The sequence below is a fragment of the Nostoc sp. genome (genome assembly GCF_036919615.1).
In the GTDB taxonomy this organism is placed as follows: Bacteria; Cyanobacteriota; Cyanobacteriia; order Cyanobacteriales; family Nostocaceae; genus Nostoc.
The window spans coordinates 158,663-179,087 of record NZ_JBALCN010000088.1; the positions used below are offsets into that span (position 1 = coordinate 158,663).

A 20,425-nucleotide genomic window follows, 5' to 3' on the forward strand; every position below is an offset into this window, starting at 1 on the left:
TCAGCTAAGGTGATTGTGGACTATTTGGAATAATCGGAACTTCTGGTGTTTCGGGGTGTTGCTGTTGTCGTTGCAAATATTTACTCAATACATAAGCCATATCCCCACGGGTCATGGGTTTTAATGGGGAAATATTGCCTTGAGCATCTGTGTTCAGAAATCCCTCAGTAACTACTGTAGCGATCGCTTTCCTAGCCCAAGCTGGGATAGACTTTTCGTCTGGATATGAAGCAAGAGTCTCATTAACAGCATCATCAGGAAACTGAAATACACCATAAGCCTGGGCGAAAATAGCCAGAGCTTCTGCCCTTGTCACCTTTTGGTTAGGGAAAAATTCATTGCCCCGATAGCCTTTCATAATGTCAGTTTTTAAGACTGTCTGTATATCATTAAATGCCCAATGAGAACGAGTCACATCTGGAATAGCCAAATTTTCTTTACTAACAGCTTGTCTTTTATTTAGCCGAAATGCTTTGACCATAATCGACGCTAATTCTGCCCGACTCACTAACCTTTCTGGATAAAACTTGCCATCGGGAAAGTTTGTCATCCATTTGACAGCAGTTACCTGTTGAATGGAATCAGACGGGATTGCAGAAGTGGGTTCTGGCACTGAAGCCTGAGCAATTGCTGGCAAGCTTTGTAGTAGTGCTACTAAAGATAGAGTAATTGAAAGCTGACGCATTATGATAACCACTTTTAGCTGCTAAATGAATTTAAAAAACCACGTTACTGAGGTTAACGCAAAATTTGGTGTTTTTAATAACCTCTAACTCAGTTAGTGACGAATTTAGGTTGGTCAATGTTGCATATCTGCTAGTTGTGGGTTATGTATTTAGACTGCCACAGTATCAAGTCAAGCGTGAGGCTGACTTGAAAAAGTTTTGAGTAGTGTGTGCAGTTAGCCCTTTCAAGGTGAGTGCAAGTATGGTGACCTTATTTTTCAAGCTAATTTATTTTGCGATCGCCTCTACTCAGTCACTTAATTCTATTCCTAATTCCCGCAAGTATTTATTCATACTCATCTCGGCTTCAGTACGTTGAGCCTCTAATTCGCGCAGCTTGATAATCTCCGCCTCAATATCAATTTTGTCCTTTTCATCTTTGGGGGTTAGAACATAGCGGTTGATATTGAGAATATATTTATTAGCAGCTAGTTCTTCCACAGCCACGACTTTAGCATATCCCTCTTCATCTTCAAAGGCTTGGTAAGCTGTAATGATATGAGTGATATCTTCTTCACGCAGATAATTTTGATTACGGCTCTTTTGATATTCATTACTCGCATCAATGAACAAAACTTTATTTCTACGGTTTTCTTGTTTATCCCGATTAAAAATTAAAATAGCCATAGGCATACCAATACGATAAAGTAGGTTGGGTGCAAGACCAATTACTGCTTCAATTAAGTCAGATCCAATAATCCTTGTGCGAATCTCACTTTCTGCGCCTCCACGAAATAAAACTCCCAGTGGAACTAATACCCCAGCCTTGCCAGTGTTTTTAAGTGTGGCTAGTATGTGCTGAATAAAAGCAAACTCACTACTGCCTCTAGGGGGAATTCCATAGCGAAAGCGGCCATAAACATCCCTTTTAGCTAGCTCATAACCCCAGTTACTCACCCTAAACGGGGGATTAGAAATTACCCTGTCAAAAAGCATTAATTTATCGTTTTCAACTAGTTGTGGTTCATCGATAGTATCTCCCAAGCGGATGTCAAAATAAAAAATATCGTGTAAAAGTAAATTAATTTTGGCAAGGCTAAAAGTATTCTGGTCTATATCTTGTCCATAAAGCAGTAAATCATTTTGCTGACTTCCCAAATATTTAATTTGCTTAATACATTCAATTAACATACCTCCCAATCCACAAAAAGGATCACAAATACTCATTCCTGGTTCTAGTTCAAGCAGACGCACTAATAGTTGTGCTACCTTCTGCGGAGTATGGAATCCTACATATTCTATTCCAAGATTATCTCCAAACTTTTCTATTAGGGATTCACAAACCCTTCCCAATAAGTCTGTTTCCGCAAAATAGCTATTCTGGAGTTTGATATACGATAAATGTAAAATTAACTCACTTAGTACTTTATCTTGCTCTCTCAAACTAATTCGACTGCTTATATTTTGAAAGTCATAACTAATAAAAATCCCTTGTAGTTCTTTTAGGTTTATGTTGTAGGTTTCAAGAGACATACCAGCTTCATTAAATACATTGCCAAGATTTACAGTTATTTGCTGCAAATAATTCCACTGCGAAATAGCAGGTATAAAAAAGCGTTTATCTGATTTATATACTTGTTCCTCAGATAAATCAGATAAACGCTTGATAAGCAAAATTCTGAAAAAACAGTTAATACAATCACTAGGACTAAAAACATTTTGTAAAATAACAGCAGCAGACCAAAGTCTGTCTTCTAAATTTTTTAACGTAATCATTGCTGTCCTTCCAAAGTTTGAAAAAGAGTAAATTGTGATAAATTATTTCGTGTGTCTAAAATTTCCAAGGTAATGCGGTTAGCTCTTTCAGTAGCTAAAAAAAGTTTAGCTAACTTATTTTGAGTCTCCAGATTAGGTAATGGAATCTTGAGACTGCGTAATTGAGAAATTGGAATCAACTGAATGGTAGAAGATTGCAAGTACAAAGTGGCTAGTTGCTGTTCTAGCCATTTTGAACGCATCAGAACTGCCAAATACACAGGATCAATTTGTTCTACTATGGGGCGGGGGCGGATAACAACCACGTTATTGCTCGCCAAGCTACCTTCTAATTTATCTGTAACTACTGATGCTTTCAGGAGCGTACCTCGGTTGGAAATTACTACATCACCAGTTTTTATTCGATACCGCTCAAGGTTAGATAAGCGTAACTGAACCACACTAGGGTTACGTTCAATGTATAGGTACTCAAGATCAGACAAGCTAACAACGCGCTCTGGTCTACCGTTATCGTCTGCATAACGGCTAAGTGTAATTCCTTGGAATATTTCCCCTATTTCCTGAAGAGGCAGAACTAAATGAGACATAAATCTGCTAAGATATCTATTAATAAGCAGTAAGTTACTTATCGCAATTGAAGTAATACGCTTACTGTTTGACAGTCTATCATAGAGCTTGCTAGAATATCCGCAACCAGATTGTAAAACCATGAAAAAACGCTAGCTGGAGTACCAGTCCAGCAGCGTTGTCTTATTTCAAACGTTTGTAATTTGGTTGTCCATCCATTAACGGTCAGGCGCACTGCCTGTTGACCGTCAATCTAGTTTCAGGAAAAAACTTTTATGATCTCTCCACCGAATAATCCTAACTCAGATAAGCCTCAGCCTCAACTAGACCCGTTAGCATTTTTATCTATGGTGATTAACCGAGAAGACGGGTGCGAGTTTCTCAACAAATCCGTCGAATTTCTCCAGTTCAGCCGCTATATCCAGCAAGACCAGGCTGAGGCTCTACGCCAAAAAAAGGCTGAGGCTGAGGCACACCAAAAGATTGAAACTGAGGCTAAGGCTTGTAAAATCCTTATGGCAATAACCATAGAACACGCCAAGAGTCAGGGACTTGACCCTTATAAAGACTTGGACAAACTCCAAAGCAAAAGCTATAACCAGCTTTGTGCTTACGTTAAGCAGCGTTTTCCAGAACTGAGTAATCGTATCCCGGTGTATCCCGCTTAATGTCTCATAATTTTCACTATGGAACACCAAAATGTCTTACAAATGACACCTTGGTGTTCCATTTCTACTAGCAAAAATTATTCACAAGCTTTTGAGTGTAAAAACTGTAGTCTGATTAAAGATAGAAATTTCAATGCATCTTTAAACTTGAAAAAGTATCTTTCTTTCGCTTGGCTCAACCGAAAATACCTGTCGAGAAAGTGTCGCTGACGGTCTTTTATGAAGCTGAAAGTAAACAGAAAAATGTATGTAACTTAGGTTATGTTCATTTTATATAAGTTTTATGGAGCAGATTTTGGGAATGACAGCAACAGATCCCGTAACGTTGATGAAGCAAGAAGTTGGCAAAGCCGCCGCCACCCTGGTAAAGTCGGGTTCCATTGTGGGGTTGGGTACGGGGTCAACTACAGCATATACAATTCAGTTTTTGGGCGATCGCCTCAAGTCTGGTGAACTCAAAGATATCATTGGTATACCCACCTCGTTTCAGTCAGAAGTGCTGGCGAAGCAGTACGGCGTCCCTCTTGCCACCTTGGATGCTATTGACCACATTGATATTGCCATTGATGGAGCAGATGAAGTCGATCCGCAGAAGAATTTGATTAAAGGCGGTGGTGCAGCACATACCCGCGAAAAAGTCGTAGACTACCTGGCAGAACAGTTTATTGTCGTAGTAGATAGTGGTAAGTTAGTAGACCGCTTAGGTTCTACTTTCGCTGTGCCCGTGGAAGTGATTCCAATGGCAATTACTCCTGTGACCAATGCCATCAAAAAACTTGGTGGCAAACCAGAACTCCGCATGGGTGTAAAAAAAGCTGGCCCAGTGATCACTGATCAAGGCAATTTTGTTTTAGATGTCAGATTTGACTCTATTGAAGATCCAGTCAGCCTAGAAAAGACATTGAATAACATTCCCGGCGTCCTGGAAAATGGTATCTTTGTTAACTGTGTCGATTTAGTTTTAATTGGTGAAGTCAAAGATGGTCAGCCATTAGTGCGGCAACTGTAAAAGTTCTAGATTTTGGATTTTGCGGAAAGTCTGAGCGGAGGTTTCCGACGCTCTCTACGAGACGCTGCGCGAATGCGGACTCGCTAAACTGCGCTATCTGCTCAGAACTTTCCAAGACAGATTTCAGAGACATCTAAAATCCAAAATTAAGCAATAGATCCAGTTGATCAAAACACCAATCTAACTATCAATATACGAGTGAACTCAATGCAGCGTGATTTCAGTCCATGTCTCAAACTTGAAGCGAATTCCCCTCTGAGTTAGGACTTACGCAAAAAACCTCTTAAACTCTTAATCCTCCGTGTACTCTGTGTCTCTGTGGTTCGTTCTTCCATGACCCGTGCGTAAGTCCTGTGAGTGACAGAAACCAACAAAACTCATCAACTGCTGCTGGATTGCCGCTGTATACTATTTTTAGTAATGCAAGTAGAACTTTATCCTTATCTTCTTTCGCTACAGTAACCCAAAATTTCTAGTCTTCATCGCCCTAATGTGTGTAGTTTACCACCGTAGGCATCGCTGCTTTGCCCACGTCTTACCCAATAATTATTAAATTGCCCTTTTTGTCTAACTCTGCGTTAATGAATTGTGAAGTTTCTCCCCATTCTTTAAAAAGCCTAATTTTAGCTGGGGTAGTTTGGGAGTCGTCTTTCGTCATAATTTTCTGTCTCGATTGAATCTATTGTACGTGTTATTTTCATAAGACAAATGTGGGCAGTATCTACCAATACGCTTTGGAGCAGATAATCTACATACCGATAACTTCTGTAGAAGTTTTCTGTTGTAATTGATTAAGTTTCTGCCACAAAGAAGGGTGCTTACTTCTTGGCACAAAAATGCAATAGCTTTGGCACAGTGATTTCAAACTTTGAGTTTATAATACAAACCGACTTCTTGCATCTTGAGTTTAATCAAGCAAAGTATGCTAGTTGATCTAATTTTTCAAGATGCTATTAACAAGAGGACATCAAATTATGCAGCCAAGTGGGATGAACGAAGAGGAGAAAGAATACTTAGACGATGAAGAACACAACCCGTTATTATCTAAAGTCATAGAACGGAACATTCGGACTATCATCCGTCTTCGGGTCAAGGCTGCTAATAAGCGAAACTTGCAAGACCGAATTGCCGACGTTATTACCTCTTTTTCTGGGCATATAGTTTTTGTTTATGTTCATATCGTCTGGTTTGGTGGTTGGATTATTGTGAACACTGGCAAATTAGGTGTGCATCCTTTTGATCCATTTCCATATGGATTGTTGACAATGATTGTATCTCTGGAAGCAATTTTTCTCTCAACATTTGTGTTGATCAGCCAGAACCAACTGAGTGAAGAAAGTGAGTATCGCACCAACTTAAATTTACAAATTGGACTACTAACGGAGCATGAAGTTACACGAGTATTACAAATGCTCGATGCTATTCAAGATCAAATGGGCATTGAAAATGATCAAGATAGTGACCTTGCAGACTTAGAAATGGAAACCAAGCCTGAAGATGTTCTAAGTGAAATTGAACGGCTCCAACAGATGGCGCTTAAAAGGAAAAAATTCAGAAATCGTAACCAAAGATAATGACTGCGATGGCGTACCCGCCCTTTCCGGTGGCGATACCTTCTCTACGAGAGGCTCCCCGTAGCTTGCTTCCCGAAGGGTACGCTAACGCAGAACTCTTCTATATGGCAAACGCATTGTGATCAGATTGAATGTCAGTCAAATTCGAGCGATCGCCACTCGCCACAATTTCCGGGATTTGTCGGTACTATCAACCTGATGGTGAAGATTTTTTCACCGCAATTAGCACAACAGTGCAGACTTGTGCTGCACCTGAAAATCTAGCCAGACAACAGACCGACACATTTAAGTCTAGAATTGCCTGTACAAGAGTTCCAAGTTTATCCCCAAAATTTTATAGATATTAGCTCAATTCCTATTTTTGTGAAAAGCTCGACGTCTGCGCCCATTTTCAAACAGGGGTTTTCGCAACGGTACTACCTCAGCTTCATTACTTTCGCGTGCTACCCGAATCAACAACGCAGCAGCTATTAAGCTGGCAATCATGGAATTACCACCATAACTAAACATGGGCAAAGGTAAGCCAGTAGTTGGTAGAGAACCTGTAGCAACACCGATGTGGAGCAATGATTGTCCTACCATCAAAATCGTCACACCGATCGCTACCAATCGATGCACTATATTTTTCGCCTTCAGCGCCACGATTAATCCGAGAGTGGCGAATGTAGCTAAAAGCGCTAATAACACCATACTGCCAACAAAGCCAAACTCTTCAGCGAACACCGCAAAAATAAAATCGGTGTCTTGAATTGGTAAATAAAATAGCTTTTGTTGAGAAAGCCCAAATCCAGAACCCCAAGTTCTACCAGAACCTACGGCTAGTAGACTTTGCACCAACTGGTAGCCATCTCCTGTAGCATCAGCCCACGGATTGAGGAATGACATTACCCGCTTACGCTGATATTCTTTAATACTAATACTGAGTATTGCCAACATCACTCCGCCAATTGCTGTTCCTCCCAGGTACTTGTAAGGTAACCCAGCTGCTAGGGCAATTAGCCAAATTGTCATGCCGCAAAGTGCTGTTGTACTCAAGTTAGGTTGGGCAAGAATTCCTAAAAGTACCAGACCGAAAATACCCAACCAAGCCAAGCGAACCCGCCAACTAATTCGTTCCCACTGACCAAAAAGTCGCGCACTTTGCAGCACCAAAAAGGGTTTAATTAATTCTGAAGGTTGAATCGGAACTGGCCCGATCGAAATCCAACGCGCTGCGTCAAAAGCCTTTTTTCCCAATCCTGGAATTAGTGTAATGAAAATTAAGGCCAAAAACAACAACAAAAACCAATGGGATAGTCCCAAAATTTTCTGCAACGGGAAATTAACAATAATATTGAATCCGATTAAGGAAACTAAGACCCAAAGCAGTTGACGTTTAAAGTAGTACAATCCATCATTATGACGGGCATCTGCGACGGGATAGGATGCTGAAAATAGCATGATCAAGCCGACGAACAGCCAAATCAACGTTAACCAGCGCAACAACCGCGCTTCTAATGCCCAGTTAGAGACTGAACTATCAAAAATTGGAATCAGGCGGCGTAGATTCACGATCAGTACAGGTAAAAAGTTAGAAGTTAGGAGTTAGTAATAAAACTCATAAATCATAACTTATAACTCTTAAGTAGCTTTGATAACGATACATTTGATAATGGTCAACTTGAATACACTCAGCTAGCAACTGTTAATCTAATTCCTAGTCGCCTTGACTGGGGTGGTTCTAGCGATCGCTAATTTATACAAAGGATATTTTTCTCAGACTACTACCAAATTTGACAACACAATACTTCTTGCTTTCCTTGATTTGACTTTTGACAAACTGAAAAATTTTTAATTTGTCACGCATCCAGAAAATTTCTCATAAAAAGCCTAGATAAAGTTTCAGTAATATTACGGTAGTGGCTTAACTTTGTCAGGGCTATTGTTGATTGAACTATTTAAAAAGCTTGCGTGAATATGACGAATTACAGCCAAACCCCGACAAACACAATTGTGCGTAAAGCTACTCGTCCAGCATTAGTAGGTGAGTTTCACATTCATATAGATGCTCAGACGCTTTCAACTCCTTTTGAAAAATTTCTGATCGAGACTCAGAACTTTTGGAATTCCGACTTCTCAGGTCATCCCGAAGGACTTGCTCATCGTCCTCCAAAAAAGCACTTGACACTAAAAACTAAATATGCGTCAAAAGTTAGAGAAACTTTTGCTGGTATTGTCAGCTACTTACAGGATAATTCTGAAGCTATAGAAGGGTACATTGAGGCGGAATATATTCCTGTTGATGTAGAAATTGAGGAAAAATCTTTCAATCCAGAAATCCAAATTCCTTTTAAGCTTAAGTTGGCATCTTTAGCACCTGGAACATTTCGTCAAGATGAGCTGCACATTACTTTATCACGGGAGCAGTCAGACCCAAGATTAATTAATTCCTTGCGAGATATGGGATTCTACTCAGTCTATATGGAAAAATTATTTGGGGAAGTAGAAATCTTTACTGCCCAAGGAACACGCAAAATAATTCGTCAGCTTTTGCCAGAGGTTATTACATATCTAACAGCAGTGGGGGGTGCCGTACAGTGCAGCGTCAAAGAAGAAAGAATTATTCGCTGGTGGATGAGTTCACCAGAACTTCTACTGCCTTCTGTTATCAACACTGTTGAGAGTTAATTAGCTCTGTTTCATCACTGTAGTGGTAGTAAGTAATATTTAGAGTAGCTCTTATAAAATCCCAGCTAATCTAAAACCTTTGTTGCAATAAACTTTTAGACTCTTCCGAAGGGCTTGATAGAACACCTAACCGTAGTACCGCTACGTAGAATTCAAAATTAAGAAAGCTTACCAAATAAGGTTTTCACTCATTTTAAATGGTTGGTTTATTTGCGCCCTGCTGTAGGGGTTAGAGTACAAGAATGAAGGCTACTTTCTTTGATTTATATAACTGTAGCAGAATTCTCTACTCTAAAAGCTAAAATCTTGTGAAGAGTCAACCCAATCTCATCTGTCGATTTATCCCATTAGAAACTCGTTCAAACAGGATATTAGACATCCTGCGTCGTTTGAGTTTGAGAAATAAAATTATTGGCGGCTATGTTGTAGCTCTAAGCATTGCTGTAGGAGGAACGATCGCTGGATTGACTCTTGGCAATCACTACCAGCAACAAGCGAGTACCAGTCAAGACAATGCTAATCAACAAGGTCAGCTATTGAGTGACTTGCAACTAGCCATGCTTTGGACTCTACCTACCAAAGAGTTTGTACCTTTACTCAAAAAGCCGAAAGAGTTTGAGCAACACAAGTTGGAATTATCTGAGCGAGTAGAAAAAATTAAGCAGCTGATCAACGAACTCCAGCGATCACCACAAACCACAGCTACAAAAAACTTGGATCGTTTGTTGTTCAAAGATTATCAGGTGGTGGAAAAATTCTACCAACAGCTTGAAGTCGTGCTCAACCAGGTGAAGCCGCAGATGTTACAGCCACAATCAAGTGATGCAGCTAAGAAACTAATTACAGACTTTACAGGTGGCCCCGAATTTGCTGCAATTGCTAGCTCTGCTTACGATCTCACAACTTTTATTAAAAGCGCTGGAGAGGAAGAGAATAAAGCAATGTACGCCTTGACAGAAGCAGAAGACTTGCGAAACCAGATTATTCCTATCAGTATGGTACTCTCAGTCTTGTTCGCTGCTGTCTTAGCTTTCTCTACCAGTCGAGCAATCGCTCGGCCGATTGAAGCTGTAACTCAGGTTGCTCAACTTGTTAGTTCTTCATCAGATTTTACTTTGCGAGTTCCGGTCACCACATCAGATGAAATCGGTCTATTGTCAATATCCTTCAATAACCTCATTCAAACGATCGCAACTTACATTCAAAAACTTTCACAAAAGAATCAGAAACTAGAGCAAGCAGAAGAGGCGTTACGAATAGCTCATGATCAGCTAGAAACTCGTGTCAGAGAACGAACAGCAGAACTAGCGAAAATAAATCAGGAATTGCTAATTGAAGTTACAGAGCGTAAGCGAGCAGAATCACAACTGCTACATTTGGCATTTCACGATGCATTAACGGGGTTGCCAAACCGCACTTTCTTTATGAATAGCCTCAGAAATGCGATCGATTATTCAAAGCGGCATTCAGATTATTTATTTGCCGTGCTGTTTCTAGACTTAGATCGCTTCAAATTTATCAACGACAGCTTGGGACACACATTTGGTGACCAAGTACTGCTGACTATTGCTCAAAAATTAAAGGAATGCTTGCGCTCTATAGATGTAGCTGCAAGAGTGGGAGGAGACGAGTTCACAATCCTGTTGGGAGGAATTCAGGATGTCAACCACGTAGTACGCATGACTGAACAGATACAAGAAAAACTGGCAATTCCCGTAGTTTTAGATGGGCAAGAAGTGTTTACCACAGTCAGTATTGGTATTGCCTTGAGCATGACAGATTATAACCAACCAGAAGACCTTCTGCGTAACGCCGACATTGCAATGTACCGAGCTAAGGCACAAGACAAGGTGCGCTACCAGATGTTTAATACTGATATGCATATTCAGGTAATGGCACACTTGCAGTTGGAGACGGCTTTGCGACGAGCTATTGAACGTCAAGAGTTTCGGATTCATTATCAACCAATTGTGTCACTCACTACCGGGAGGATAACTGGTTTTGAAGCACTGGTGCGGTGGCAGCATCCAGAACGGGGTATTATTTTTCCAGAAGATTTTCTGCCAACTGCTCAAGAAACTGGGCTGAGTATTTTAATTGATGAGTGGGTGATGCGTGAAGCTTGCCGCCAGACACAGCAGTGGCAAGACCGATTCCCTCCAAAATCAGGGAAGTTGGGTGAGCAAGCCTTGACCATTAGCGTCAATCTTTGTAGTTCTTGGTTCAGTCAACAAAAGCCACTGCTGCACATCAATCAAGTCTTACAGGAGACTAGTTTAGATATACAGAGTTTGAAATTGGAGATCACAGAAAGCGTAATTATGGAAAACGGCGAGAATGTCACCACTACGTTAAATCTACTAAGAAATTTAGGAATTAAGTTGGCAATTGATGACTTTGGTACAGGCTATTCTTCATTAGGTCGCCTTCATCACTTTCCGATTCATGAGTTGAAGATTGACCGCTCCTTCGTTAGTGGAAGGAGTGTTGGTGAAGGAAATTTAGATATTGTTGAGACAATTGTCACCCTGTCTAAAAAAATAGGTGTAACTGTCACAGCAGAAGGCTTGGAAACAGCAGAACAATTAGCACTCCTGAGAGCAATGAAATGTGAATATGGCCAGGGAAATTTTTTCTCGAAGCCCTTGGACAGTTTAACAGCAGAGGCTTTAATCGTGGCTAATCGTCAGTGGTGATTATGGCAATTTTTTACCATAACTCAATGACTTAATCTGATTAATTACTTGGCTTTTAAGAGATATGATGATACAAGGATTGTTAGCAGAATCACCAGTGAGCGATCGCATTTTCTAACTTTCAAAAATCTAAGCAACAAAAAAGAGGTCTTTGCTGACCTCTTACCAATTCTCTAAAATAACCTTCTATTTACAGAATTACGACAAGCCAGCATTAACGCCTTGTTTACCAGTTACCAATTGTACCTTGATGATTTTGCCGCCAGCTTTTTGAATACGCTGCTGTTCGCGGAACCAATTCTCATAGGGAACTAGCTTAGTGAAGTAAGTATTTTGCAGTTCGCGTTGGGTACGAACTCGACTTTGGCTGGGAACTAGAGCAGTAATTTTAAACAAACGGGCCATCTTTTGAAAATCTCCTGTATAATTTGTGAAAACTTTTTTTATCTCAAAATCTTGAGTGCAAATCTTTTAATTATTCAAAGGCTGGAAATCAAACATCAATACTAGACCACCAACACTCATCACTGATAATTTACCAAGATAAGCAATATAACGTTCTAGCACTCACGATTGATTTCCAGACCTTAATAAAGCCGCACCTAAATTCTTAAGCGCAAACTAGTTCTTAGCTTAAGCCAGAAGAGATATAGTCTAAGTAAACACCCATTTCCTTACCAGCGTCAGAACCAACCAAGCTAGCGGTTACTTCCTTGATTGCTTGGATAGCTTGCACGGTAGCACCAACGGGAACTCCTAAAGAGTTGTAGGTTTCCTTTAAGCCATTTAGTACACGCTCATCCAAAATGGAAGGATCGCCAGCTAACATAGCGTAGGTAGCATAGCGGAGGTAGTAGTCCAAATCACGGATGCAAGCAGCATAACGGCGGGTGGTGTACATGTTGCCGCCGGGACGAGTGATATCAGAGTACAGCAAAGATTTTGCTACAGCTTCTTTGACGATCGCAGCAGCGTTGGCGCTGATGGTGCTAGCAGCACGTACCCGCAGTTCGCCAGTGGAGAAATAGCTTTTTAGCTTCTCTAAAGCAGAAGAGTCTAGGTACTTACCTTGAACGTCTGCGGAGTTTATGACAGCGGTAATTGCGTCTTGAGCCATGTTGTTAATTCCTTATTTCCAACCGTATTGCAATACTTCTGTTTGAGTAGGTAAACAGCTTCACCCTACAGTAGGGCGCCAACTAGGTAGTCGAAGTAATTACCAGCTTCAGCAGCGTCTTCACCAGACAGCAGGCTAGCAGAGACATTCTTCAACCCACGGATACCTTCAGCAACACCATCGATAGGAGTTCCCAAGGACTTGTACAGTTCACGGGCGCCGATAACGCCAATTTCTTCGATGGGGGTAACATCACCAGCAACGATACCGTAGGTAACGAGGCGGAGGTAGTAATCTAGGTCACGCAGACAAGTAGCAGTCAATTCTTGACCGTAGGCGTTACCACCTGGAGACACAACATCAGGACGCTTTTGGAACAGTTGATCGCCAGCTTGCTTAACCAGCCGTTCACGATTTTCTGTCAAAATTTGAGCAATCCGCACACGGCGCTCACCACTTGCAACAAAGGATTTGATCCGATCCAATTCGCCAGGGCTGAGATAGCGGGCTTCTGCATCAGCATTCACGATGGCTTTCGTGACGATACTCATTAATGGATTCCTCCAATACGAATGAAACCAGGATTTGATTAAACTGGTGCGACTTTAAATTTGGTTCACTGAGTTTGTTTTATCGTCCTTTTAGACACAACAGTTTAATAACTGCTACGGCTAATAAATTACGAGTTTGCTTGAGTCAACATAAGTACACAAGCTTTTAAACTCAGTTACCTTCCGCAAAACATTTTCCGGCATTCTGTTGAGCATTTATGACTGCTCTTAACACTTTGTAATATTGCTTTTCAGAATTTACTCTTTTAGCTGCAATCTCAGAGCAGTATTACGAAAGGTTACGAAGGCGATAGGGGACAGGGAACAGGCAATAATCTGTACCCTATTCCCTACTCCCTACTCCCTAATCAACCGCTACACTGCCGAGGTAGTTACCTGTTGGCAGAGATGGGAAGCGGTTGTAAGGCACAACATCTTCACCGAAGTAGCGGCTATATTCTGGGCTTTCGACTATTGCTTCTACAGCAGCCGACAAACCACTATCAGCTAGCAGCTTGTTATACTGGCGAATTTCTTCCTGAGTTGTGGGTGTACGCCCCAACAGGTGACGGAAGAGGAACTCAATTACCTTGGCATGAGGATAAGGTATGTGGAAGCGCTGGCGATAAATTTGGGAACTGGCTAGTTCACGCACAAACTCCCGGACGGAAATTTCACCATTTTGGAGTTTGCTGTCTAGGTCGGTACGGCGGAAATTATCAGGCACTTCACCGCTAACATCCAACACTTGACAGTAAATGGCGTTGATTGCCTGTTGCCTTTCGGCTTGGTTGGTGCTTTCCGTTAGATGGTAAATGCGTGCATGTTTACGCAGACCCAGTTCCACAGATTGTCCGCTACCATCGTTGTAGGAACGACCCAGTTCAGCAAATGAGGGCTTGCTCTGGTTTATACCATTTGTTTGCGCTGCTATATCTGCACTCGCCTGTATCGAAAGCGGTGTATCATTACTAACTCCAATACGGGCTTGTACTGGCTTAAAACTTGGTACAACTACGTCATCATTTTGCTTAGTAAGCTGGTTGTACAGCTTCTCGGTATTCGGGAAGTTTGCCGCAGGTAGGGTTGGGAAGCGACGGTAAGGCACCGTATCTTCACCAAATACCTGGTTATATTCCACACTATCTACTAGGGCACCGATAAAAGCACGAATACCTTGAGTAGCCAAAATCTGGTTATACTTGCGGATTTCTGCTTGGTCTAGTGGCGCACGTCCCAAGAAGTGTTTGGTTCCCAACTCAATCACTTTGGTGTTGGGGTAGGGTGTGTAGAACTCTTTCAGGTAGAGGTTAGAGTAACCCAAACCTTCAATAAATTCCTTCACACTAATTTCGCCGTTCCCCAGCTTGCTTTCCCATTTTGTAAATTCGTTTTTGGCGATATAGGGTGCAATATCCCGCTCAAATATCTGACGATACGCAGCGCTAATCAAAGTTTTCACTGCAACTTTGTCACTGGTATTTGCCACCAGCTTGAAGATTTTGGTTTGTTCGCGCTGCTTACTAACGCCTTGATTAATCCGGAACTGAATATCTGGTTCTGAACGCTTTTCTGTGACTGTACCCAGTGTCACAAAGCTTGGCGTTACTTCCTTCTGAATTTTCGCAGCAACATCATCACGAATGCTACCAACGCGCAATTGTCGCCCTGCTACACCACCAGGAGTCAGATACCGTTCGTAAGGAATTGTATCTTCACCAAATGCTTCGCTGTATTCTACGCTGTTAATAATGGCGTCAACCACCGCGTAAAAGCCTTGTTTAGCAGCGATGTCAAAGTACTTGTTGATTTCTTGACGACCATAGGTCGGACGACCCAACAAGCGGCGGTGAATATACTCAATCGCTTTACAAACATATAGCGATGACCAGTACAGATTACGGAATACATCCGACTTAGCCAGAGCACGGATAAACTCCCGTACAGAGATGTCGCCGTTTTCCAGCTTGATTTCCAATACCTTCGGGCGCTGACCTTCGTAGACATCCCGACCGAAAACTTGCAGGTAAGCAGCTCTAATCACTGCTTGCGTGGAGCTTTCGGAGAATCTGACGCTAGAATTTTTGGCAGCCTTTCTACCAACAGTACCAGGCAGTTGATCTAATTTGAACACCTTAGGCCCAAGGGTACCAGGAGCTTCACCCCGCGCCTTGGGATTGCTATTTTGGTTATTAATCCCTGCCCCTTGGTGAATCAGAATGCGCTTGGTATCCTTGCCAAAAGGAGCTGGACTGGTGCTGGGGTTGCGAGTTTCTTTCGGGAAAATCGCCCCAAACTGAATTTCCAAGGGGTCATTCCCAGAACCGTAGGGATGTTGATCTGGTAGCGGTTGTTCGTAAGCAGCAAATGTGGTAATGAACTGAGGTATCTTGCGGAAAGGCGCACTGTAGTTAAACAGGTCTTGCTGCGGTCCCCAGTTGCGACATTCTTGTGCTTCTTGACCCAGACCCCGGAGGTAAGGTACTGTTTCTTCGCCAAAATAGTCGCTGTATTCAGCAGAATCTACTAAAGCATCTACCAAAGCTGGTAGACCACCGTTAGAAATAATCGAGAAGTATTTTTGTACTTCTTCGCGGCTACTTGGGCCCCGTCCCAGAATGTGACGGAAAGCTAGTTCGATGACTCGGCTGTTAATAAAAGGCTGGTAAAACTGTTTTTGGTAAAGGGGAGATTTAGCTAGACGACGGACAAACCCCTTCATGGAGATGTCGCCATTTTTTACCTTGGATTCTAGGTCAGATATCGACAAGCTGTAAGCACGGGTAATGTCGCGCTCAAAGATTTGCCGATATGCAGCTTTGATTACCTCATTTTTTTCACTAGCTGACAACCCAGTTTTCATCACAAACTTGGGACGCCGTTCTGCCGCATTAAAGTAAATTTGCGGTAGTTCCAACCCTTGCTGGTCACTAGAGGGGCGTTGGCGCAGTTTATTTGAAGGTGTGGCTGCTTTGAATTCTGTTAGCAAAACATCCATGTACTGAGACACAATCTCTGTAGCCTCAGTATCATTGCGGAAAAAGGAAAGTGACCCGGCTTTGATTTCCTGCAAAGCTACTAGCGTTGCTTCACCAGAGCAGGCATTTTCAATTATTTCCCGCAAACCCCGTGTATTCACCGCTATGATGTTGGGGTCGCCAGCAACGATCGCATAAGTAGCGTAACGCAAGAACCAGGATAAATCCCGCAAGCTCTTGGCCATGTTGCTCGGACCATAACGGGCAATGTTAATTGGTCTGAAACCTGGAGGTGTCGGTCCACTGGGGGATGAGTTAAAGATTGAGCGTAAATTTTCTAGGAACCCACCACGACTTTCAACGTAGGTTACGGTTCCCAGTTGCATCCCTTGTTGAACATTAGCACCAGCACTAACAGGTACTATTTCTATCTCTCTAGGCTTTTCTAAAAAAGCCATTGGCGAACCACCGACAAAAATCCGGTTGGCAGCGCGAGATACGATAATCTCGGCATTTTCCGTAAGCGTCTGGGAAATTTCTAGACGCTTTGCACCAGATGCAAAATAGCTTGCCAGTTCATTTAGTTCACCACTTCCCAAAAAGCGGTCTTGCTGCTCGGCTTGGGTAATTGTCGCTACAGCTAGGGTTTGATATAGTTGCGGACGCGCAACTGAGCTTCCACCACTCGCCTTAACACTCATCGGATTTGTAAAACTCCCATCATAATCGTTTATGTGTTAAGTCTGGGTCGCTTTGAGGCTTGACACATTGGTGTGTCTGTGCTTTATGAACTTGAGAGTACTGCCTGCAAAACTGCCAGTAAATTAACCCAGTTAGCTTTTAGATTAGAACGTTTTGCGTTCTCAAGGCTGGTTTATTAAGAAGTGTGTAGAACCTGTATCTTGAATGTATCTAGAGAATGGATACTCTTGTTTGCCTGAGATATAAATCTAAGTTTTGTAACTAAGTAGTAGGGTGTGCAGTCCCACAAATATCAAAATCGAGGTTTTTGGTATCGGTAGACTATGCCCAGCCTCCGATTATTGCAACTGGTGCAAAATTTCTGTTGAAACCAAATTCCCTTTAGCAACGTCAGTGGACAGTAGTCATTTGCAAATATTAAGTTATTTTTGCTACTAATGACTTTAGCTTCATAAATAACGCCATTCTGGAAATAATTATCAAAGTGTGGTGGTTTTAGTTTTAGCTATTAGTATTTTTTAACAGGAAAATACTATACTCAAAAGTTCTAAATTTAACTATTTATTCAATACTACCCTATGTGCGATCGCAGTTATTTTGGCTGTCACTCCAGCAAATGCGCTTCCAGAACAAAATATCAACACCGTTGTTAAGTGGGCAAAGACCAGACCTCAACTACCAACTCTGAGATACAACAGCGAAGCCCACGGCTACGAAGGTACAAATGGAAAATTATACTTTTATACTGATGTCACTTCTCAAAATGGGACAGTGACTAAAGAAGGAATAACTGTGAGTGATGACTCAAGCCTCAAATTCACCACAAAAAATGCCAATGCAGTGAAATTGTTACAAAATATTTATAATTCCAATATTGCCAATGACTTCCAGAAGTCTCGGTATGTCACCAAAGTTGGACGTGACCAGTTTTATCGCGGGCAAAAGTTTGCTTACATCGCTGCTGAGGTACAGGGTGGGTCATCATTTCAGATAATTCCCTTGAATAAGTTGCAGGGATTTATAGATAATGTCAAATATTGCCAAACCAATCAGTGCGACATTTGATTAAGTGTGTAGTTTAGAATTTACATAAGCATTATCAGCAAACAAAGGCACGCAATCACTAACGTTGTAGGCGGCAGACATTTCAACATCTGACTCAAAGCCTTTTTCAATCAACTCTTTACCAGAACTGCATTTTTTCAAGTATCTCAGTAAATCCTCTTGGAAAGCTTGAAATGTTGCCACAGCTACTTCAGCTTCTGGTGATAAACTGCCATGTAAATAACTAAGAATTGCGCCAGCACCAATTAAATCTTCAAATGCAGGTCGTAGGCTACCATCCTCTTTCCACCTCTCACCAGCAGGAATCACAGCAATTTTATTATCGCCATACTTTTGAGCAAACTGCGCTACAGCTTGGCAATTTCGCAAGCAACCAGCCAAAGTTGGTGTATTCCCTGTATGTAAAGTTAAAAAAGAACCATTAGGTAAAGGTAAAACTAGTTTAGTTCCAGCAGGAATTTGAGCCACCGATTTTGGCGAAAGAGAATATCCAGTAGTAGTCCAACGTTGTCTATGACTTGCCAACTCTGCTCGTACTGACTTGGCATAATCTATAACTGATTCGTAAGGATTCAGGTGGTAAGGGATTGACAAAAGGGATCTAAAGGATAGAGTATCGCAATAATGAACAAAAACCTGCCAGTAGAACAAGATAGAGACAAGCTAAACCAGTTGCCGAAGGATGAACTGGTAGAAATCATCATCAGGCAGGCGATCATGATTGAGCAATTACACAAAACAATCGAAGAACTAAAACTTGAAATAGAGAAACTACGTGTCAGTAGAGACTTAGATAGCAAAACCTCATCAAAACCGCCATCAGGTGACCTACTCAAAAAATCCGAAACGCACAACCAAGAAAAACCAGCTTTAGGAGAAAAACCGAAACGTCAACCAGGGGGGCAGCCAGGACATACAGGAAAAACCCGAAAGGGATTTGGTCGAGTAGACAGATATGAAATATTGCGACCAGACCAATGTTCATGCTGTGGTCGAACCGAATTTAGAGATTACCCAGTCCGAGTAGAAACACAGCAAGTAGCACAGCTAGTGGAACGCCCGATTGAAATTGTCGAGTATCAACGTCACAGTTGCCAATGTCAACATTGTGGGGCAATAAAGAGTGCTAACTGGCCAGTAGAGATAATACCAGGGCAAGATTTAGGACTATCCCTGCAAGCATTTCTAGCATGGATGGGAAATTACGGACATCTACCCTATGAAAAACAGCAAGAAATGTTGTGGGAACTGGGGCAAATTGAAATTGGGCTAGGAACGTTAGTCACAACCAATGAACGAGTACAAACAGCGATTGAACCGAGCATTAGCGAGTTAAGTAATTGGGTAAAACAGACACAACCTAACATTCATGTAGACGAAACACCTTGGTCAGTTAAAGGATTTAAAGAATGGTTGTGGGTAGTTGCCAATTCCGAGTTCTGTCTGTTTACTGCGGCTGATACTCGTTATAGAAATGAATTAGAAACAATTTTAGGGACTGAGTATAAAGGGGTACTTAGCAGCGATGATTTCAGCGTTTACAATGGCTATCAAGCTGTTGCTCAACAGAAATGTTTGGCTCATCTACGTCGTCACTTCAAAAAATTAATTCAACTTCCCGGTCTTCACAACAAAGCTATTGGTGAAGCATTTGTTGATTTAATTGATGAAGCTTTTAGCAATTATGCGCGATGGTTTGAAACTCTTGACTGCGCCAGTTACAACGATTGGGTCAATCAATTCAAACCTAAATTACAACAAACGCTCAATCACTGGATTAACTTGGCTGGGGCTACAGCAGGAAACCTTTTACGCTCTTTGCGCGATAAAGCCTCTCAATGGTGGTATTTCCTGAATAACCCTGAAGTTCCTCCGGATAACAACTTAGCTGAACGATCGCTGCGTTTGGCTGTGACAAAACGTAAGGTCAGTGGTGGTTCCCGTTCGATGCAGCGGTTTCAACATACTGCCAATTTGTTGACGGTGGTGCAGACTTGTCGCCGTCAAGATAAATCTGTAATTGTCTTTTTTGCACAAGCACTACTGGCTGACTCTATTAATTCTCAATCTCGCCCTTCTTTACTTCCGCAATTTTAGACCTGAATCCTTACACTGATTCATCTCTCATCGCATAGGGAAAAATTATAGCGCCATTGTTGGTGGCAATTTCTACGCAGGTAGAAAAAGAGAGAACGTCAACTATCACAACCACATCACTGATAGGAGCAAGTTGAGCAACTCCTTGTGGGCCCCATTCACAGCGTAAATTAAACTCTGATTGGTTGTAAATCATTTTACTTTGATATTCATTAATTTCTTGTAAGATGGTGTCTTGTCCATTCCACAATGAATATATTAACCAAGGATGATTTAAATGCAATTTCAAGATG

At 41.7% G+C, this 20,425-nt stretch carries 17 protein-coding genes and 1 pseudogene; 8 read left to right on the forward strand and 10 right to left on the reverse strand.

Going from position 1 to position 20,425, the window contains the following annotated elements; translation table 11 throughout:
• Positions 1 to 4 precede the first annotated feature (4 nt).
• The 3 genes from V7K48_RS24865 to V7K48_RS24875 all read right to left on the reverse strand — a co-directional run bounded on the left by V7K48_RS24865 (position 5) and on the right by V7K48_RS24875 (position 3,028).
• Positions 5 to 685 (reverse strand): S-layer homology domain-containing protein, encoded by a 681-nt coding sequence (locus V7K48_RS24865; protein WP_335076334.1) that lies wholly within the window; start codon positions 683 to 685, stop codon positions 5 to 7.
• Between the two features lie 289 nt (positions 686 to 974).
• The gene (locus V7K48_RS24870; RefSeq protein WP_335076336.1) at positions 975 to 2,441 is read right to left on the reverse strand and encodes an N-6 DNA methylase; all 1,467 of its coding nucleotides are present in this window, start codon (positions 2,439 to 2,441) and stop codon (positions 975 to 977) included.
• Positions 2,438 to 3,028 carry a restriction endonuclease subunit S gene (locus tag V7K48_RS24875; RefSeq protein WP_335076338.1) on the reverse strand — a complete coding sequence of 197 codons (591 nt, stop codon included), beginning with the start codon at positions 3,026 to 3,028 and terminating at the stop codon, positions 2,438 to 2,440. Before V7K48_RS24875 ends, V7K48_RS24870 begins: the two co-directional genes overlap by 4 nt.
• A 255-nt stretch (positions 3,029 to 3,283) precedes the next feature.
• Here V7K48_RS24875 and V7K48_RS24880 point away from each other — a divergent pair, with 255 nt between their 5' ends.
• The 4 genes from V7K48_RS24880 (at position 3,284) to V7K48_RS24895 (ending at position 6,606) form a co-directional block, all read left to right on the forward strand.
• On the forward strand, positions 3,284 to 3,676 hold the full coding sequence (locus V7K48_RS24880; protein WP_335076340.1) for a hypothetical protein: 393 nt from the start codon (positions 3,284 to 3,286) through the stop codon (positions 3,674 to 3,676).
• A 301-nt stretch (positions 3,677 to 3,977) separates the two neighbouring features.
• Positions 3,978 to 4,685 (forward strand): ribose-5-phosphate isomerase RpiA, encoded by a 708-nt coding sequence (gene rpiA / locus V7K48_RS24885; protein ID WP_335076342.1) that lies wholly within the window; start codon positions 3,978 to 3,980, stop codon positions 4,683 to 4,685.
• A 947-nt stretch (positions 4,686 to 5,632) separates the two neighbouring features.
• Entirely contained in the window at positions 5,633 to 6,259 is a 627-nt protein-coding gene (locus V7K48_RS24890) for a DUF1003 domain-containing protein (protein WP_335076344.1), read from the forward strand.
• Positions 6,260 to 6,390: 131 nt separating this feature from the next.
• Entirely contained in the window at positions 6,391 to 6,606 is a 216-nt protein-coding gene (locus tag V7K48_RS24895; protein WP_335076346.1) for a hypothetical protein, read from the forward strand.
• Position 6,607: 1 nt separating this feature from the next.
• On the opposite strand, the gene V7K48_RS24900 is transcribed toward V7K48_RS24895, so the two are convergent.
• Positions 6,608 to 7,810, reverse strand: a complete 1,203-nt coding sequence (locus tag V7K48_RS24900; protein ID WP_335076348.1) for an FtsW/RodA/SpoVE family cell cycle protein — start codon at positions 7,808 to 7,810, stop codon at positions 6,608 to 6,610.
• 405 nt (positions 7,811 to 8,215) lie between these two features.
• Here V7K48_RS24900 and V7K48_RS24905 point away from each other — a divergent pair, with 405 nt between their 5' ends.
• Positions 8,216 to 8,926, forward strand: coding sequence for a hypothetical protein (locus tag V7K48_RS24905; protein ID WP_335076350.1), 711 nt, complete (start codon positions 8,216 to 8,218; stop codon positions 8,924 to 8,926).
• A 308-nt stretch (positions 8,927 to 9,234) separates the two neighbouring features.
• Positions 9,235 to 11,622: a putative bifunctional diguanylate cyclase/phosphodiesterase gene (locus V7K48_RS24910; RefSeq protein ID WP_335076352.1), complete on the forward strand. Its 2,388-nt coding sequence runs from the start codon at positions 9,235 to 9,237 to the stop codon at positions 11,620 to 11,622.
• A 198-nt stretch (positions 11,623 to 11,820) separates the two neighbouring features.
• Here the strand turns inward: V7K48_RS24910 and V7K48_RS24915 are convergent, their stop codons facing one another.
• The 4 genes and pseudogenes from V7K48_RS24915 to V7K48_RS24930 form a co-directional block, all read right to left on the reverse strand.
• A complete protein-coding gene (locus V7K48_RS24915; RefSeq protein ID WP_335076354.1) occupies positions 11,821 to 12,027 on the reverse strand; it encodes a phycobilisome linker polypeptide in 207 nt (68 codons plus the stop codon).
• 223 nt (positions 12,028 to 12,250) lie between these two features.
• Complete coding sequence (gene apcB / locus V7K48_RS24920) at positions 12,251 to 12,739, reverse strand: allophycocyanin subunit beta (protein ID WP_334691195.1); 489 nt, start codon at positions 12,737 to 12,739, stop codon at positions 12,251 to 12,253.
• Between the two features lie 65 nt (positions 12,740 to 12,804).
• Positions 12,805 to 13,290, reverse strand: a complete 486-nt coding sequence (apcA, locus tag V7K48_RS24925; protein ID WP_334813416.1) for an allophycocyanin subunit alpha — start codon at positions 13,288 to 13,290, stop codon at positions 12,805 to 12,807.
• Between the two features lie 376 nt (positions 13,291 to 13,666).
• Positions 13,667 to 16,969 (reverse strand): annotated as a pseudogene (locus V7K48_RS24930) (phycobilisome rod-core linker polypeptide); the annotation flags it as partial.
• A 598-nt stretch (positions 16,970 to 17,567) separates the two neighbouring features.
• On the opposite strand from V7K48_RS24930, the gene V7K48_RS24935 reads away from it, so the two are divergent.
• Positions 17,568 to 18,035, forward strand: coding sequence for a hypothetical protein (locus V7K48_RS24935; protein WP_335076356.1), 468 nt, complete (start codon positions 17,568 to 17,570; stop codon positions 18,033 to 18,035).
• On the opposite strand, the gene V7K48_RS24940 is transcribed toward V7K48_RS24935, so the two are convergent.
• The gene (locus tag V7K48_RS24940) at positions 18,036 to 18,629 is read right to left on the reverse strand and encodes a 2-phosphosulfolactate phosphatase (RefSeq protein WP_335076358.1); all 594 of its coding nucleotides are present in this window, start codon (positions 18,627 to 18,629) and stop codon (positions 18,036 to 18,038) included.
• A gap of 30 nt (positions 18,630 to 18,659) precedes the next feature.
• Between V7K48_RS24940 and tnpC the strand changes: the two genes are divergently transcribed.
• Positions 18,660 to 20,132, forward strand: coding sequence for an IS66 family transposase (tnpC, locus tag V7K48_RS24945; protein ID WP_335076360.1), 1,473 nt, complete (start codon positions 18,660 to 18,662; stop codon positions 20,130 to 20,132).
• A 10-nt stretch (positions 20,133 to 20,142) separates the two neighbouring features.
• Here tnpC and V7K48_RS24950 read toward each other — a convergent pair whose 3' ends face one another.
• Positions 20,143 to 20,421: a hypothetical protein gene (locus tag V7K48_RS24950; RefSeq protein WP_335076362.1), complete on the reverse strand. Its 279-nt coding sequence runs from the start codon at positions 20,419 to 20,421 to the stop codon at positions 20,143 to 20,145.
• Positions 20,422 to 20,425: the final 4 nt, after the last annotated feature.

Excerpts from the sequence above, each read along its gene's own strand:
- V7K48_RS24870 (WP_335076336.1), bottom strand. The coding sequence starts at position 2,441 with ATGATTACGTTAAAAAATTTAGAAGACAGACTTTGGTCTGCTGCTGTT.
- apcA (WP_334813416.1), bottom strand. The coding sequence starts at position 13,290 with ATGAGTATCGTCACGAAAGCCATCGTGAATGCTGATGCAGAAGCCCGC.
- V7K48_RS24905 (WP_335076350.1), top strand. The coding sequence starts at position 8,216 with ATGACGAATTACAGCCAAACCCCGACAAACACAATTGTGCGTAAAGCT.
- V7K48_RS24895 (WP_335076346.1), top strand. The coding sequence starts at position 6,391 with ATGTCAGTCAAATTCGAGCGATCGCCACTCGCCACAATTTCCGGGATT.
- V7K48_RS24890 (WP_335076344.1), top strand. The coding sequence starts at position 5,633 with ATGCTATTAACAAGAGGACATCAAATTATGCAGCCAAGTGGGATGAAC.
- tnpC (WP_335076360.1), top strand. The coding sequence starts at position 18,660 with ATGAACAAAAACCTGCCAGTAGAACAAGATAGAGACAAGCTAAACCAG.
- V7K48_RS24880 (WP_335076340.1), top strand. The coding sequence starts at position 3,284 with ATGATCTCTCCACCGAATAATCCTAACTCAGATAAGCCTCAGCCTCAA.
- V7K48_RS24865 (WP_335076334.1), bottom strand. The coding sequence starts at position 685 with ATGCGTCAGCTTTCAATTACTCTATCTTTAGTAGCACTACTACAAAGC.
- V7K48_RS24875 (WP_335076338.1), bottom strand. The coding sequence starts at position 3,028 with ATGTCTCATTTAGTTCTGCCTCTTCAGGAAATAGGGGAAATATTCCAA.
- rpiA (WP_335076342.1), top strand. The coding sequence starts at position 3,978 with ATGACAGCAACAGATCCCGTAACGTTGATGAAGCAAGAAGTTGGCAAA.
- V7K48_RS24915 (WP_335076354.1), bottom strand. The coding sequence starts at position 12,027 with ATGGCCCGTTTGTTTAAAATTACTGCTCTAGTTCCCAGCCAAAGTCGA.
- apcB (WP_334691195.1), bottom strand. The coding sequence starts at position 12,739 with ATGGCTCAAGACGCAATTACCGCTGTCATAAACTCCGCAGACGTTCAA.